Here is a 16006-nt window from a genome sequence, read left to right as displayed (position 1 = left end):
GCGATTAAATGAATTTTTTAAAATGTTTTACATTGAGCATTGCCATTAGCTTTTTGCTGTTTTGCTCTGTAGTAAATGCAGCAGCTATTAAAGGTGAGTTTAAGCAATATAAGCAATTTAATGGATTTGCTAAGCCTTTTATTTCGTCAGGTGTTTTTTCGTTAATTGACGAAAAACTAATTTGGCAAGTGAAAATGCCTGTTGAGAGTATGCTCATAATAGAAAACGGCAAAGTGCTTGCACAAAATGCCAATGGTGAGTTAATACCACAACCCGGTAGCGAGCAATTTGTAGGATTACTGAGTGACTTACTTCGCGTAAATATGAGTGCGCTGGAAACACGTTTTGACATTGCTAAAATGCAAGACGGCTGCACACAGTTAACACCAAAAGAAGCGATGCTACAGCAATTATTTAGTGATTTTATTTTATGTAATACTGCTAAGCAAGTGAGCAGTATTACACTAAATGAGCACTCAGGAAATAACACAAAAATTGAGTTTACTTATCCCAAATAAAATTATGTTTTTAAATAATGCAGTGGTTAATTAAGGGAATAGTGCAGTGACAAAACGAATTACCGTTATTGTAGGGTGGTTTAGCAGTTTAATTTTACTTTTTGCTGCAGCTTTTTGGCTGTCTAAACCAACGTTTAGCGCCGATATGTTTAGCTTGTTACCAAAATCACACTCCCAAATTGCACATGCGGAAGATGTTTTTTTTCAGCAAAATGCTAACCGTGTTATGTTCTCGTTTGCAGGAAATAATAAAAATAAAGCATTTGATGATTTCCAAAAATGGCTTGACGATAATGCAATTAAAAGCACATTTAACTTTCCGTCCGTTAACGATTTAGCGCAAACATTCTCACCTTTCAAACATGCGTTATTAAGTGATACTTACAAACAAACATTAAGCAACAAAACAACGTTTGAACATTATTACCTTGCGCAATTAAATCAGTTAGGCAACCCATTTGTAAGTGCTACCTTAAGCAAAGATACAAGTTTGAGCTTAGCGGCATTTATAGAAGATAACTTAAAACAAAGCCAATTGTTTACGCTTGAACAAGGCCGTTTAACTCGACGTTTAAAAGGCGTTGAATACCGTGTCATTTTGGCAAACTTAGCGCCTGAAAATTTAGGGGTTAATAAATCAATTGATTTAGCTGGCGCGATAATAAAACAGATCAATATACTTAATAAAACCTACCCTGATTTAAGCATTACTTACTCCGGTGTGCTATTTCATACGGCTGAAAATGCTAAACAAGCTAAATACGAGATGAGCTTGTTTGGTGGCATTAGCTTATTAGCCCTTATTGTTATGGTATTTTGGGTATTTAGGCGTTTAAACAGTATTTTATTAGCAAGCTTTACCGTACTGAGCGCACTTACTGGTGGCGCTATCGCTATGGTGTTGCTATTTAAGACTATTCATTTATTAACGCTTGTTTTTGCAGTTACCTTGATTGGTATTGCCATTGATTATGCATTTCATGGCATGACTGATTTAGCCAAAAAAGAGCATGAAAAAGGCTACAGTAAAGGGACACAATCTGCGCTTTTACTGTCTCTTATTACTACTACTCTGGGTTATTGCTGCTTACTCGGTGCGCCACTGACGTTATTGTCTCAAGTTGGGGTGTTTGTTATTGCCGGTTTGGTGAGTGCATGGCTATTTACCGTGTTAGTTTTGCCATTGTGGCAATCTACGCTCACGTTATCGCCTTCGAGTTTATTAATGAGTAAAAAACTCATCAATGTTTTTGAATATTGTAACCACCTAAAAACACCAATACTTATTACATTACTGGCCTTTATCAGTGCGTTATTTTTAATTAAACCAATTAGCTTTAATGATGATGTAAAGCTATTAAATGCAAGCTCCGATCACTTAATGCTAAACGAAAAAAAGCATTTGTTATTACTTGGACAATGGGACAGCCAAATTGTTTTTATGTTTGCAAATAGCGACGAAGCGCTTTTACAAAAACAAGAACAATTTTTAACACGCTTAACCCAACTAGACCCAAATTTTAAACATAATAGCATTAGCCATTGGTTGCCTAGTTTACAAAGACAGAGCGATAACCAAGCCTTGTTTGAACAGGCTAAAAACAAAGGGATTTTGGATATTGTAGAGCGCGTTACAGGGCAAGCGCTAGAAAGCACAAAATCACCGTTACTTACTTATGAAACACTCGCCACGAGTGCATTTAAACCATTATTACTTTCCCAAATGGTTGTTGAACTAAATCAGTCGATAACATGGATGTCTCTTTCGGGTATTTCATCTGATCAATTAATTAATGAAGTTGAAAAAAGCAAAGGTGTTTATATTTATAACAAACCTCAACAAATTAGTGCTTTATTAAGTGACTACCGCGAATATTTGCTATTAAGCTTGGTGCTCGCGGGTCTGATCAGCTGGCTGCTATTTAGCTGGCGGTTTACGATTAAGATAGCGCTTCTGCAAGTAACCATTTTATCTGTTGTGGTGTTGAGCATGCTCTGGATATGTAACGTAATTCAAGGTAGCTTGTCGTTATTTAATTTGCTCGGTGCATTACTTGTTATTGCTTTAGCAATTGATTACCTCGTTTTTTATCAAATAAATAAGTTAGAGCCCAAAAATGTACTGGCGATTAGTTTATCTGCAGCGTCATCAATGTGGGTATTTGGTATGCTGAGTGCCTCTGAAACCCCTGCTATTTTTAGCTTTGGGCTGAGTGTAATGATCGGGATCTTAGCTATTTATTTTTTATCACCGCTAAGTGTTTTAAAGCCTCAAAAGGAACAATAAATTGAATAACCTTGAGCAGTACGATGTTGTTGTTATTGGCGCGGGTCCATCAGGCGCTCTGGCTAGTAGCCTGTTAGTTCAAAAAGGTTGGCGGGTACTTGTACTTGAGCAACAGGTGTTTCCGCGTTTTTCAATTGGTGAAAGCTTATTACCGCAATGCATGGCCTACTTAGAAGAGGCAGCTTTAATTGATTCAGTACATGACAATGCAGCGTCTTTAGGTTTTCAATTTAAAGATGGTGCTGCTTTTCATCGGGCGGGGCAAAATACAACTATAAACTTCACCGAAAAATTTACTCAAGGCCCAGGCACTACGTACCAAGTAAAAAGAGCCGACTTTGACAAGTTATTAGCAGACAAAGCACAAGACCAAGGCGTAGAAATTCGATATCAATACACTGTAGTCGATTATAATGACGAATTAAATGGTGCGTCGTTACTTGTGCACAACGAGCAGCAGCAAGCTTACCGCGTTAATGCTCGGTTTGTATTGGACGCAAGTGGCTTTGGGCGTGTATTACCAAAATTGTTAGATTTAGAGCTTCCCTCTCACTTTCCTGTACGCAGCGCTTACTTTAGCCACTTTAAAGACAATATTAGTGATAAAAACTTCGATCGCAATAAAATTTTGATTACCGTACATCCTCAATATTCTGATGTGTGGTATTGGCTTATTCCCTTTAGTGATGGTACTGCGAGTATTGGGGTTGTGGCGCAGTCGGAGCGTTTTAATAACGACGAATCTAGCGATGTGCTAAATCAATTTATAGAGCAAGACCCTTATTTAAAAACACTGTTGGCACAACGTCAGTTATTAACTCCTGCGAGGAATATTAAAGGTTACTCGGCAAATGTGAGTAAGTTATATGGTAAGCACTTTGCTTTATTGGGTAATGCGGGGGAGTTTTTAGACCCTGTATTTTCATCAGGTGTAACAATTGCACTTAAATCAGCAAATTTAATTGCCCCACTTGTTGATCGCTATTTAAAAGATGAGAACGTTGATTTTGACACCCACTACGCACAGCCATTACAAGCTGGAGTTGATTGTTTTAGAACATTTGTAACAGGGTGGTACGATACGCGTTTTCAGGATGTAATATTTTACTCTGAACAAAATACTCAGGTACGAGAAATGATCAGTGCTATTTTAGCGGGCTATGCATGGGATACTAATAATCCATTTGTTGCGCAAAGTGAACGTCGTTTAAATGTGTTGGCTCAGTTATGTCAAAATTAATTAAGTATGCGGTGTGTATTGTATTTATATTTGCTGTATTGAGTGCATGTACGAGTTTAACAGCATCTAAAAATAGAGTGTATCTATCGCCTAATATTCAATTAAATATTAATAGCGTCCCAACACAAATGTTTGGACAGTCTTGGCAACATGTTTTGTATATTACGAATCAACATAAACAACACACTGTGTTTGCTCAATTAGCTATAAATGGCAGTGGTTCAATTAAATTATTGTTAATGACAGTGCAAGGCTTTCCAATTATGGAGCTTGAAAAACCTTTAAATGGCCCAGTAAAAACAAGAAAGATGTTGGCGGTAGAAGGGATAGACCCTCATTATATTTTGGCGGATATTGCATTAGTACATTGGCCAGTAGCATTTTTACAAAAGCAGTTAGAGGGTGCTTTAATAGAGCAGGTTGGCTCTAATCGGGAGGTATTTAACGATGAGGGTATATTTATCACCATTGACTATAGTGATGAGTTGACAACGTTGAACAATATTTTACATCAGTATCAAATAACATTTAAAAAGGTAGAACAGTGACATATTGGCTGAATGATTTAGGCATTGTGAGTGCGATGGGCATAGGCCAAGATGCAACCACAACAAGCTTAAATAAATATAACCCTGCAACTCCTTTATTAACTTTAAATAAAAGTTTAAGTGCTGAGCAAGCCCCGCTGTATGTAGGGCAAGTTCAATCTATTGCTTTATCAAATAATAAACGTATCGATACATTTATTGATCTAGCTTTAGAACAGATTAAGCCAACCTTAGATAAACTTTCGCATATTGATAGGTCGCGTATTGCAATTGTAATGGGTACTAGTACATCAGGTATTCATGATGGTGAAAGAGCGCGTAAAAGCTATGAAAGTACAAAGCTCTGGCCTGATGACTTTAGTTACAGTGATCAAGAGTTAGCTACACCCGCTCATTACATTGCACATAAAATAGGTGCATTAGGGCCTTGTTACAGTATTTCTACAGCGTGTACCTCAAGTGCAAAAGCGCTAATTAGTGCGCGTGCGTTGTTAAATGCTGATTTAGCTGATGTAGTAATTTGTGGTGGTGCAGATAGTTTGTGTCAATTAACAGTTAATGGCTTTGATTCGCTAGCCTCTTTAAGCTCTGGCCTATCTCAGCCTTTTTCTAGTGACAGAGACGGCATTAATATTGGTGAGGGGGCAGCTTTATTTGTAATGACTAAAAATACACCAATAACAAATAACGGCATTATGCTAGTAGGCAGTGGGGAAAGTTCTGATGCTCATCATATGTCTGCACCTGAACCTAATGGAATGGGTGCTCAAGAATCAATGGAGAAAGCATTAAAAAGTGCAAAGTTATTCTCTGGTGATATTGACTATATTAATGCCCATGGTACGGCCACCTTCAAAAATGACGAAATGGAAGCACTTGCAATTAATCGCGTGTTTGGCAACAATACCCCGCTTAGCTCAAGTAAGCATTTAACAGGACATACTTTAGGTGCTGCAGGCGCCATTGAAGCCGGTATATGTTGGTTATTATTAAAAGACAGCGGCCAACATATACTGCCATATAACGCAATTAAAGAAGACGGTGATTTGGCTGATATAAAAATAATAAAACAAGCGTTTAAGCCCGCTCTTAAATACTGCTTATCTAATTCATTTGCATTTGGCGGTAATAATGCCAGCTTAATATTGGGAGTTAACGTTGACTAATTACCCTATTGAGCAAGTGGTCCCGCACGACGCGCCTATGATTTTAATCGACAGCCTTTTAGCGTATAGCGAAGATGAAGCACAATGCATTATTACTATCACTGAGCAAAGCCCTTTTTTTAGTCCTGCGATTAATGGTGTACCTAGCTATATTGGCGTTGAGTATATGGCGCAGTCTATTGCCGCTTACGCTGGCGCGTTGGCGAATGATGAAAATAAACCTGTAAAAATTGGTTTTTTAATTGGTACGCGAAAATATCAAACTTATCTACCGTGTTTTAAAAACGGCAGTAAGCTGACTATTGAAGTGAAAAAGCTATATCAAGAAGAGTCAGGTTTGAGTGTATTTGAATGCCAAATACATGATTGTGAGACTGTACTTTGCCAAGCAAAAATTAATGTATTTCAGCCTGAAAATCCGCTGGAATTTATAAGAGAAAATCAATGATAAAAAGAATTTTAGTTACAGGTTCAAGCCGTGGTATTGGTAAAGCTATTGCGTTAAAACTTGCTGAGCAAGGGTTTGATATTGCAGTGCATTGCAGATCGGGTGTTGAGCAGGCTCAAGCAACATGCGATGAAATTAATAACTTAGGTAGAACGACCAGCTTACTGCAATTTGATGTATGCGATAGAGAGCTGGCAAAGGCACAAATAGAGCAAGATATAGCTCAGCATGGCGCTTATTATGGCGTGGTATGTAATGCAGGTATTACTAACGATATGGCATTTCCGGCCATGCAAGGGGAAGATTGGGATTGTGTTATACGCACAGGCCTTGATGGGTTTTATAATGTAGTACACCCAACTGTAATGCCTATGGTACAAAGCCGCAAAGGTGGGCGTATAATTACAATGTCGTCGGTATCAGGTATTGCTGGTAACCGAGGGCAGGTAAATTATAGTGCAGCAAAAGCCGGTATTATTGGGGCCACTAAAGCACTTGCATTAGAATTGGCAAAACGCAAAATTACAGTTAATTGTGTGGCACCTGGTTTGATAGAAACGGCGATGACTGACGAATTACCTATTGATGAAATGATGAAAATGATCCCCCTCAAGCGCATGGGGAGCGTTAAAGAAGTTGCAGGAACCGTCGCTTTTTTAATGTCTGATGACGCAGCATATATTACACGCCAAGTAATTTCTGTTAATGGTGGCATGGTTTGATGAAACGCGTTGTCGTAACCGGTATGTCAGTGGTCACTGCATTGGGTGATGATTGGTCTGAATTTAAACAAGCCTTAATTAAAGGTGAAAATGCGGTTGTTACTATGCCAGAGTGGGATATGGCCGACGAACTCAATACTCGTCTAGCAGCACCAGTTAACCACTTTGAGCGACCAAGTCACTATAAGCGCAAACAAGTACGTTCAATGGGGCGAGTGTCACTTATGTCAACTCGCGCTACTGAGTGTGCACTTGAACAAGCAAAGCTACTTGAACACGAAAGCCTAACAGATGGCTCTACGGGCATCGCATATGGCTCATCAACGGGTTCTACTGCGCCTTTACTCGCCTTTGCAAATATGATGGAAACGGGTTCTATGTCGGGTGTAACAGCAACCAGTTACATTAAAATGATGGCGCATACCGCCCCTGTAAATGTTGGTGTATTCTTTGGTTTAAAAGGGCGCGTTATAACAACAAGCTCAGCGTGTACATCGGGCTCTCAAGGTATAGGCTATGCCTATGAGGCAATTAAGTTTGGCCGACAAAAAATAATGGTTGCTGGTGGTGCAGAGGAGTTGTGCATCACAGAGGCTGCAGTATTTGATACCCTTTACGCGACATCTACAAAAAATGAAACACCAAAAAAAACACCTCGTCCTTTTGATGCAAATCGTGATGGCTTAGTGATAGGCGAAGGCGCGGGTACACTTATTTTAGAAGAACACGAGCATGCCAAAGCACGCGGGGCGACAATATTAGCAGAGGTGGTTGGCTTTGGTTGCAATTCTGACGGTGAACATGTTACTCAACCTACATCAAAAACAATGCAACTAGCGATTGAAATGGCACTGCAAGATGCCAATCTAAAACCAGAAGAAATTGGTTACGTAAATGCGCATGGTACATCGACAGACAGAGGCGATATTGCCGAATCTCATGCAACGTTTAACGCACTTGGCAATAAACCTATTAGCTCGTTAAAAAGTTATTTGGGACATACTTTAGGTGCTTGTGGTGCAATAGAAGCTTGGGCAAGCATTAATATGATGGCTGATAACTGGTTTGCACCAACAATTAATTTAGACAACGTTGATGACGAATGTGCTCCGCTTGATTACATAACGCACCAAGGTCGTGAGATTAATACCGATTACGTAATGAGTAATAATTTTGCGTTTGGTGGTATTAACACCTCTTTAATATTTAAACGCTATAAAGCAGATTAAACGCGTTAAAATAGAAGTAATGACTAACTGTTGACTCGTTTTTGCTGTATAATTTGCGACCCTTGATAATGTGGCCGTAGGTTATACAGCATGAATTTTAAATCTTTTAGTTTCGCTCCTGAAATCATCCAGGCGTTGGACGAACTTAACTATCACACTCTTACGCCCATTCAGCGCGCAGCAATCCCTGCTGTTCGTAAAGGTAAAGACGTTTTAGCCAGTGCACAAACTGGTACCGGCAAAACTGCCGCGTTTGCTTTACCTATCATCCAAAAATTGGTTGAGTCTGAACTCAGCACAACGAATGCACCTCATGCATTAGTACTTGCGCCAACGCGTGAACTTGCAGAACAAATTGCAAATAACTTCAGAGATTTTGCAAAGCATACATCGCTTAAAGTCGTTAGTTTATTTGGTGGTGTTAGTACCGCCGGCCAAGCAAACGCTTTAAAAGAAGGTGTGGATATTGTTGTTGCAACACCAGGTCGTTTATTTGATCATATTCGTTTAGGTAACTTAAGCCTTGCAAGTGTTAAGCACCTTGTTCTTGATGAAGCTGACCGTATGCTTGATATGGGCTTTATTGAAGATATGCAAAATGTCATTAAAAGCTGTGCAGAAGAGCGCCAGATTTTACTTTTCTCAGCTACATTCCCTGCAGCAATTAAACAATTTGCATCTAAAGTATTAAAACAAGCTGAAATAGTTCGTGTTGATCAAACTAACAGCACAGCAAGCACTGTTGAGCATGTTGTTTACCCTGTTGAAGAACGTCGTAAGCAAGAGCTACTTTCTGAATTGATTGGTAAGAAAAACTGGCAACAGGTGCTTGTATTCGTAAACATGAAAGAAACGGCTGACGAGCTTGTTAAAGAGCTTAACCTTGATGGTATTCCGGCGGGCGTTTGCCACGGTGACAAATCTCAAGGTAACCGTCGTCGTGCACTTCGTGAATTTAAAGAAGGTAAAGTGCGCGTATTAGTGGCTACAGAAGTGGCTGCTCGCGGTATAGATATTGATGGTTTACCTCGTGTAATTAATATTGATCTACCATGGCTTGCAGAAGATTACGTTCACCGTATTGGCCGTACAGGTCGTGCTGGTCGCCAAGGTCAAGCAATCTCATTTGTTAGCCGCGAAGAAGAAAACACCTTGTTTGAAATTGAAACGCTAATTGGCCAAAAAATCAAACGTGTATATTTAGAAGGTTACGAAGTAAGTAATCGTGAAGTACTAATTGATAAAATTGGTAAAAAACCAGCGCATTTACGCCGTACACGTTCTAACAAGTTATCAGGACAGGCAACCGGTGAAGCGAGAGCAGTTAATCGCTCACGTATTTCAAGCGTTCGTAAAAGCTTAAAAGGCGAAAAACTGTCACTTAAAAAGTCATAGTTAACGCCCTTAAGTTTAAAAAGCCTGAGTTTACTCAGGCTTTTTTGTGCCTAGTGATAACACCTCATCAATAATATTTGCGTATACATAAGCCGCTTGCTCGTCCTCTTTATTTGCTATTATGGACAAACCAACCGGTAAACCACTTACTTTTCCGACAGGTAGGGTTATGTGCGTTGTTCCTGCAATAGCAGATAACGAACTACTACTGCCATTAAAATTATCACCATTAACTAAGTCTGTTTTCCAGGCGGGTGATACTGTAGGCGCTATAACAATATCAAGCTTGTTGTTTTTATATACATTAACAATGGCTGTCGTTGCTAAAGTGCAATAGCGTTCTTTAGTCTCTTGGTATTTTTGTTTGTCTGTTAAATCAATAGCCTGCGATTGAACTAGGATATCTTGCTCAAAGTGGGGCATTTCTGTATTTTTATTTTGAATATTAAAATTAATAAGTGCTTTTAGGCTTTTAACAGCTACTTGTGCGGGAGTGCTTGCGAGGTAGTGATTAATTTCGGCTTTAAAGTCGTAAAGTAAAATATAGTATTCATCAACAAATAGCGTATCTAAGTTATCAGTAATAACTACATTAATAACAGTGTGCCCAGCCTGTTTTAATGCTTGTAACTGCTTGGCATAAAGGCGCTGCGTTTCAATTGTAAATTTATCGCTAGGTAGCGCACCGATAATAAGTGACGATTTTGATTTTAGATTACCTGCTTTTAATTCAAACCCTGTAGTTGTTGCATCAAGGGGGTCCTCACTTTGCAAAACCGACAAAACCAGCAGTGCATCTTTAAGTGAATGCGCCATCGGCCCTACTGAATCTTGACTGCTAGAAAGAGGCACTACACCTGAGCGTGATACTTGGCCCATACTCGGTTTTATTGCATAAACTCCATTTACTGAGGCAGGGCACGTAACTGAACCGTCTGTTTCAGTCCCTAATGCTATAGGCGCAAAGTTAAGTGCGATTGCCACAGCAGAGCCTGCACTAGAACCACATGGATTACGTGTTACATCGTGCGCATTATGTGTTTGCCCACCTACGGCACTCCAGCCTGACGATGAATAGGATGAACGAAAATTTGCCCATTCACTTAAATTAGCTTTGCCTAAAATTATAGCGCCCGCATTACGTAGTTGTTTAACAACAAAAGCATCATTATTAGTAACGTTATTTTTAAGTGCTAAAGAGCCAGCCGTTGTGGGAAGTGTGCCTTTCGTTTCTATATTATCTTTAAGAAGTACAGGTATTCCGTGTAATGGACCTGCCCAAGAGCCTTTGGCGGCAAGTTCATCTAACGTTTTAGCTTGAGCAATAGCTGTAGGTTCAATACTAATAACTGCATTGTATTGTGGGTTAAGTTTATTAATTCGCTCTATATAACTTTGGGTGAGTTGCTGTGCATTAATAGAATTATTTTTATATGCAGTGTGGATTTCATCGATGGTTTTTAGCTCTTGTGCTTTAGCGTTAAAAATTGCTAATACAATAAGCAACGAAAAGGTAAATGTTTTGATCATTGTTGAGGTGCTTGAGGTGTTATTATTTTCTATACATTTAGCACAAAAAAACCTCACAAAGTGAGGCTTTTCGATAAACAGCTTAAAAAAGAGGTTTAAGCGTTTTCTAACATAGACAGTGCGACTGCTTCAGCTGCTTTAATACCATCAATACCCGCTGATAAAATACCGCCAGCGTAACCTGCGCCTTCACCTGCAGGGTAAAGCCCTTTGGTGTTAATACTTTGGAATGTTTTATCACGCTTAATACTAATAGGCGACGAAGTACGTGTTTCAACGCCGGTCAATAAACCGTCGTTAGTTGAAAAACCACGAATTTGTTTATTAAACGCCGGTATCGCTTCGCGAAGGGCATCAATAGCAAATTGTGGTAGCACCTTACTTAAGTCAGTTAACTTAATACCGGGTGTGTAAGAAGGTTGTACTTCACCTAAGTCTGCAGATGATTTACCTTTTAAGAAATCCCCAATTAGCTGTGCTGGTGCATCGTAGTTGCTACCACCAAGCTCATACGCTTGCTCTTCAAGTTTGCGTTGTAAATCTATTCCAGCAAGTGGATTACCAGGGAAATCTTGCTCTGGTGATATACCTACCACAATAGCGCTGTTAGCGTTGCGCTCACTTCGTGAATATTGGCTCATACCGTTGGTAACAACGCGACCTTCTTCAGAGGTTGCCGCGACTACTGTGCCACCTGGGCACATACAAAAGCTGTAAACGGTGCGGCCATTGTGGCAATGATGAACAAGTTTATAATCGGCAGAGCCTAGAATTGGGTTACCTGCATTTGTGCCAAAACGACATTCATCGATCATTGATTGTTTATGCTCAATTCTAAAACCGACTGAAAATGGTTTGGCTTCAATATAAATGCCTTTTTTGTGGATCATATCAAACGTGTCGCGTGCACTGTGGCCAACGGCTAATACAACATGGCGAGTGTTTAGTTGCTCGCCATTTGAAAGTGTTAAACCTGTTACTTGTCCATCGTCTAAATGAATGTCATCAACACGTGTGCTAAAGCGAATTTCGCCGCCGAGTTCTATTATACGAGCGCGCATTTTTTCAATCATGGTGACAAGTTTAAACGTACCAATGTGTGGCTTACTTACGTATAAAATTTCATCGGGGGCGCCTGCTTCTACAAATTCAGTAATGACTTTACGGCCATAATGTTTTGGATCCTTTACTTGGCTGTATAACTTACCGTCTGAGAATGTACCTGCGCCACCTTCACCAAATTGCACATTTGATTCTGTGTTAAGTGTTCGTTTACGCCAAAAGCCAAACGTGTCTTTTGTTCGTTCACGTACTTCTTTACCGCGCTCTAAAATAATGGGTTTAAAGCCCATTTGGGCAAGTAATAAACCTGCAAATAAACCACAAGGGCCAAAACCAATAACGACAGGACGCTCTTTGATATTATTAGCTTGGGCTACAAATTTATAACTTGTGTCTGGCGCTACTTTTACATGTTGGTCTTTTTCGAATTCGGTGAGTAGATCGGCTTCGTTATCAACTTCTATATCGAGTGTATAAATAAGTAAAATAGCTGATTTTTTACGTGCATCATAACCACGTTTAAACACATTAAAACTGTGCAATTGTTCAGGTTGGATTTTAAGTTTATTTACAATTGCTTGACCAATTGCATCTTCGTCATGATCAAGTGGCAGCTTTATTTCGGTTAAACGTATCATTTATATCTCTTTTAGGTGTCATAGCGGGGTTTTATCTACCGCTCACAATAAGGGGATGCAGGGCACAACGGGTGTGCAAACATAAGGCGCGTATTTTACGTTAAAATAGCCTGATATGGCACTTATTTATTGTATTTTTGGGATGGATGGGTATGATCCACAGCTGTTGTTTAAAATAGTAGGTGTTAAAGTATTATGGCGTTTGTCGTTACTGAAAATTGTATAAAGTGTAAGTACACCGATTGCGTATCAGTGTGCCCAGCAGATGCATTTTTTGAAGGCCCTAATTTTTTAGCTATTAGCCCAATTGATTGTATTGATTGTGGATTATGTGTACCTGAGTGTTCAGCTGATGCTATATATCAAGAAGATGAATTACCAGAATCTCAAAAAGAGTTTACTGAGTTAAATGCAGAACTTGCACTTGTATGGCCACGTATTACACAAGTAAAACCTGCACCAGAAGATGCTGACGTATGGAATGGTATAGACAACAAACTTAAGTTACTCGAAACTTAATTATCATTTTAAAATTAGTCCTTTATTATTAATTCGTTAATATTTAGCATGATAATCTTTGCAAGGTATTAACAAATGTACTCGCTTAAATTACAATTCATCCTATAAATTACTCACACCGAGTAAAGCAAGTTTAAATGGATGTTTATGCAACTCTTTATAACCATAATAAAAAAAATTATTTTTATACTTTCAAGTTTTTCTTTATTACTAGCCAGCCTAGATTTAGCCGCTGAAAAACAGCAAGTATCCTTATCCCGCATTGATTCAAATATCACCGTTGATGGTGTTATGGATGAAGCGCATTGGAAAGATGCGACACGTGTTTCCTTACTCTACCAAGACGAGCCTAATGAAAAAGGCACTCCTCCTGTAAAAACTGATGCCTTTATCTATGAAGATGGCACAAACTTATATGTTGCCTATGTTGCACAAGACCCAGACCCTACGCAAATTCGTGCATCACTTCGTGATCGTGATACGCTCTGGGAAGACGACGTAGTTATTCTTGTTATTGATACATTTAATGATGAACGCAGTGGCTATGAATTCCATGTGAACCCGCTGGGCGCGCAAGGCGATATACGAATGACCGATACCGATGGGTGGAGCTCTGATACTTCATGGAATGCTATTTGGGATAGCGCAGGACAAATTAACGAGAAAGGTTATGTTGTTGAAATGCGTATTCCTTTTAAAGCACTGCGTTTTCCTGAAAATAAAAATGAGCTAACGTGGGGTTTTTCTGTAATGAGAAACTATCAACGAGATGTATTATATCAGCTATCAAACATGGGCTTTGACAGAAATGTGAAATGCAGCCTTTGTCAGTTTGATAAGTTAGTTGGCTTTAGTGACATTGAATCAAGTAAAAATATTCAATTAACACCTACCTTGACGGCACTTCGTAACGATAACAAACCTGAATTACCGGGTGATTGGAATAATGGCGATATAGACACTGAAGTGGGCTTAGATTTACGCTGGGGTTTAACAAAAGACGCTGTTTTAAACGCAACAATTAACCCTGATTTTTCGCAAGTAGAAACAGACTCTTTAGAACTTGATGTAAACACAACCTTCTCTATTTATTACGCTGAAAAGCGTCCTTTCTTTTTAGATGGTGCTTCCTACTTTAAAAGCAGCTTATTTGAACTTTTATACACGCGTACAATTGCAGAACCTAATTTAGGCGCAAAATTAACGGGTAAAACAGGCAATCATAGTTATGCTTTAATGCTGGCTGACGACGACAACAGTAATATTTTACTGCCAACGAATCAGGGCTCTGGCTTTGCAAGCTTAAACGAAAAAACGAATGCGGTGGCTGGGCGTTATCAATATGATATTGGTCAGCAAGGTACTATTGGACTTTCAAGCACACATAGAGAAAGTGATAGCTACCATAATACAGTATTGTCAGTTGATGGTAGTTATTGGTTTAATCAATCGGATACTCTTTTGTATCAAGTATCGACGGCTGATACTCGCAACTCGGCGTTTTTAATTGAAAACTATAACTTATCTGAAACTCAGTCAGATGAAGCTTATGCCTTAGAACTTACCCGCGATAAACGTGATTACAAATTGTTCGCCTCTTATGAAAATATTGGGCAGGATTACCGCACTGATTTAGGCTATCAAGCTAAAGTCGATTATGAAAAAGTAGGCTTAGGTGGCGGACAAACATGGTACAGAGATGAGTCAGATTTACTTACCTCATGGTCATATGAAGCTGACTGGGATAAAACGTGGGCGCAAAACGGCGACTTACTTGAAGAAGAATACGAAGGTTTTTTAAGCTTCAAAGGTCAAAAACAATCCATTTTTGAAATTGGTTTAGTGCACCGTTATGAAAATTATAACGATAATTTTTATAACCAAAATATTGGATATATTTACACTGGGTTCAAACCTACTAAAGATTTAAAGCTTTCGTTATATCTTGAATACGCTAGCCGAATTGATTATGCGAATGAGCAGATTGGCGATGTATTTGATACCCAAACTCAAGTAATATGGGATATTAACGACCACTGGCAGCTTGATGTGAAACATAATTACAGCCAATTAGACAACCCACAAGGGGATCGTGTATTTACAGCGAACTTGGTTGATTTTAGGCTTCATTATAAATTCAGTATGCGTTCAATACTTAAGTTAATTTTACAATTTGAAGATATAGATCGTAACGAAAAAGCTTACTTTTATCAGGTTAGTCAAACTAATAAGGATTATGGTAGCCAGCTTGTTTACTCATATAAAATTAACGCACAAACATTATTTTATTTAGGGTATTCAGATAGAGGATACCAAGACGATTCACTCAAAAATATTGAACGAGATCAGCGTACGTTTTTTACAAAAGTTAGCTATGCATGGCAACTTTAAAGTAGCTAAAACGAGGTGATTAATGTGTCTTAGTCACCTCGAAAGACTGTTACAATTTTATTTAAGTACAATAATTATATGTATAGTTTCGAGTTTAATTGTAAATCTCTTTTACTAGCAGATTTAAATTTTCAGTAAAGGTAGTGTTTGCTGAACTACTTCCTCAATAAAATTAATTCAACATAGCAAGTACATAGGGTCTTCGCTTTGTGAAGAACAACGCTCATATCTATCGTTTTTACCCTCTATAGCACTGAAAATAAACACATCAAAAGACACCTTATATTGGACAATATCGAATTTAAAGCTTACG

The 16006-nt window shown here is 38.8% G+C and carries 13 protein-coding genes; 11 read left to right on the top strand and 2 right to left on the bottom strand.

Annotated elements, in window-relative coordinates:
• Nucleotides 1-8 precede the first annotated feature (8 nt).
• The 9 genes from AC0VZ4_RS21285 (at nucleotide 9) to AC0VZ4_RS21245 (ending at nucleotide 9553) form a co-directional block, all read left to right on the top strand.
• Nucleotides 9-518, top strand: a complete 510-nt coding sequence (locus AC0VZ4_RS21285) for an outer membrane lipoprotein carrier protein LolA (protein ID WP_475442059.1) — start codon at nucleotides 9-11, stop codon at nucleotides 516-518.
• Between the two features lie 46 nt (nucleotides 519-564).
• Nucleotides 565-2805 carry an MMPL family transporter gene (locus AC0VZ4_RS21280; RefSeq protein ID WP_475442058.1) on the top strand — a complete coding sequence of 747 codons (2241 nt, stop codon included), beginning with the start codon at nucleotides 565-567 and terminating at the stop codon, nucleotides 2803-2805.
• Nucleotide 2806: 1 nt separating this feature from the next.
• Nucleotides 2807-4045 carry an NAD(P)/FAD-dependent oxidoreductase gene (locus tag AC0VZ4_RS21275; protein ID WP_475442057.1) on the top strand — a complete coding sequence of 413 codons (1239 nt, stop codon included), beginning with the start codon at nucleotides 2807-2809 and terminating at the stop codon, nucleotides 4043-4045.
• Nucleotides 4033-4593, top strand: a complete 561-nt coding sequence (locus AC0VZ4_RS21270; protein WP_475442056.1) for a DUF3261 domain-containing protein — start codon at nucleotides 4033-4035, stop codon at nucleotides 4591-4593. Before AC0VZ4_RS21275 ends, AC0VZ4_RS21270 begins: the two co-directional genes overlap by 13 nt.
• Nucleotides 4590-5759, top strand: a complete 1170-nt coding sequence (locus AC0VZ4_RS21265; RefSeq protein WP_475442055.1) for a beta-ketoacyl-ACP synthase — start codon at nucleotides 4590-4592, stop codon at nucleotides 5757-5759. Before AC0VZ4_RS21270 ends, AC0VZ4_RS21265 begins: the two co-directional genes overlap by 4 nt.
• Nucleotides 5752-6207 carry a hotdog family protein gene (locus AC0VZ4_RS21260; protein ID WP_342865708.1) on the top strand — a complete coding sequence of 152 codons (456 nt, stop codon included), beginning with the start codon at nucleotides 5752-5754 and terminating at the stop codon, nucleotides 6205-6207. The genes AC0VZ4_RS21265 and AC0VZ4_RS21260 overlap by 8 nt, the downstream gene beginning before the upstream one ends.
• Entirely contained in the window at nucleotides 6204-6929 is a 726-nt protein-coding gene (gene fabG, locus AC0VZ4_RS21255; RefSeq protein ID WP_007378697.1) for a 3-oxoacyl-ACP reductase FabG, read from the top strand. The genes AC0VZ4_RS21260 and fabG overlap by 4 nt, the downstream gene beginning before the upstream one ends.
• Nucleotides 6929-8158 (top strand): beta-ketoacyl-ACP synthase, encoded by a 1230-nt coding sequence (locus AC0VZ4_RS21250; RefSeq protein WP_475442054.1) that lies wholly within the window; start codon nucleotides 6929-6931, stop codon nucleotides 8156-8158. The genes fabG and AC0VZ4_RS21250 overlap by 1 nt, the downstream gene beginning before the upstream one ends.
• 90 nt (nucleotides 8159-8248) lie before the next feature.
• Nucleotides 8249-9553: a DEAD/DEAH box helicase gene (locus AC0VZ4_RS21245; protein ID WP_002958629.1), complete on the top strand. Its 1305-nt coding sequence runs from the start codon at nucleotides 8249-8251 to the stop codon at nucleotides 9551-9553.
• A gap of 30 nt (nucleotides 9554-9583) precedes the next feature.
• Here AC0VZ4_RS21245 and AC0VZ4_RS21240 read toward each other — a convergent pair whose 3' ends face one another.
• Entirely contained in the window at nucleotides 9584-11083 is a 1500-nt protein-coding gene (locus AC0VZ4_RS21240; protein ID WP_475442053.1) for an amidase family protein, read from the bottom strand.
• Between the two features lie 95 nt (nucleotides 11084-11178).
• Nucleotides 11179-12783, bottom strand: coding sequence for an NAD(P)/FAD-dependent oxidoreductase (locus AC0VZ4_RS21235; protein WP_475442052.1), 1605 nt, complete (start codon nucleotides 12781-12783; stop codon nucleotides 11179-11181).
• 195 nt (nucleotides 12784-12978) lie between these two features.
• On the opposite strand from AC0VZ4_RS21235, the gene fdxA reads away from it, so the two are divergent.
• Both fdxA and AC0VZ4_RS21225 read left to right on the top strand, forming a co-directional pair.
• Nucleotides 12979-13302, top strand: coding sequence for a ferredoxin FdxA (gene fdxA, locus AC0VZ4_RS21230; RefSeq protein WP_007376373.1), 324 nt, complete (start codon nucleotides 12979-12981; stop codon nucleotides 13300-13302).
• Between the two features lie 147 nt (nucleotides 13303-13449).
• Entirely contained in the window at nucleotides 13450-15693 is a 2244-nt protein-coding gene (locus AC0VZ4_RS21225) for a carbohydrate binding family 9 domain-containing protein (protein ID WP_475442051.1), read from the top strand.
• Nucleotides 15694-16006: the final 313 nt, after the last annotated feature.

Source organism: Pseudoalteromonas sp. QJM3NY_22 (assembly GCF_056173065.1).
The sequence above is the reverse complement of the archived record's forward strand: the minus strand, read 5'-3'. Positions and strand labels throughout refer to the sequence as shown.

What these genes read in the sequence shown, in the direction of transcription:
- AC0VZ4_RS21240 (WP_475442053.1), bottom strand. Translation starts at nt 11,083, where the DNA reads ATGATCAAAACATTTACCTTTTCGTTGCTTATTGTATTAGCAATTTTT.
- AC0VZ4_RS21285 (WP_475442059.1), top strand. Translation starts at nt 9, where the DNA reads ATGAATTTTTTAAAATGTTTTACATTGAGCATTGCCATTAGCTTTTTG.
- AC0VZ4_RS21250 (WP_475442054.1), top strand. Translation starts at nt 6,929, where the DNA reads ATGAAACGCGTTGTCGTAACCGGTATGTCAGTGGTCACTGCATTGGGT.
- fdxA (WP_007376373.1), top strand. Translation starts at nt 12,979, where the DNA reads ATGGCGTTTGTCGTTACTGAAAATTGTATAAAGTGTAAGTACACCGAT.
- AC0VZ4_RS21225 (WP_475442051.1), top strand. Translation starts at nt 13,450, where the DNA reads ATGCAACTCTTTATAACCATAATAAAAAAAATTATTTTTATACTTTCA.
- AC0VZ4_RS21270 (WP_475442056.1), top strand. Translation starts at nt 4,033, where the DNA reads ATGTCAAAATTAATTAAGTATGCGGTGTGTATTGTATTTATATTTGCT.
- fabG (WP_007378697.1), top strand. Translation starts at nt 6,204, where the DNA reads ATGATAAAAAGAATTTTAGTTACAGGTTCAAGCCGTGGTATTGGTAAA.
- AC0VZ4_RS21245 (WP_002958629.1), top strand. Translation starts at nt 8,249, where the DNA reads ATGAATTTTAAATCTTTTAGTTTCGCTCCTGAAATCATCCAGGCGTTG.
- AC0VZ4_RS21235 (WP_475442052.1), bottom strand. Translation starts at nt 12,783, where the DNA reads ATGATACGTTTAACCGAAATAAAGCTGCCACTTGATCATGACGAAGAT.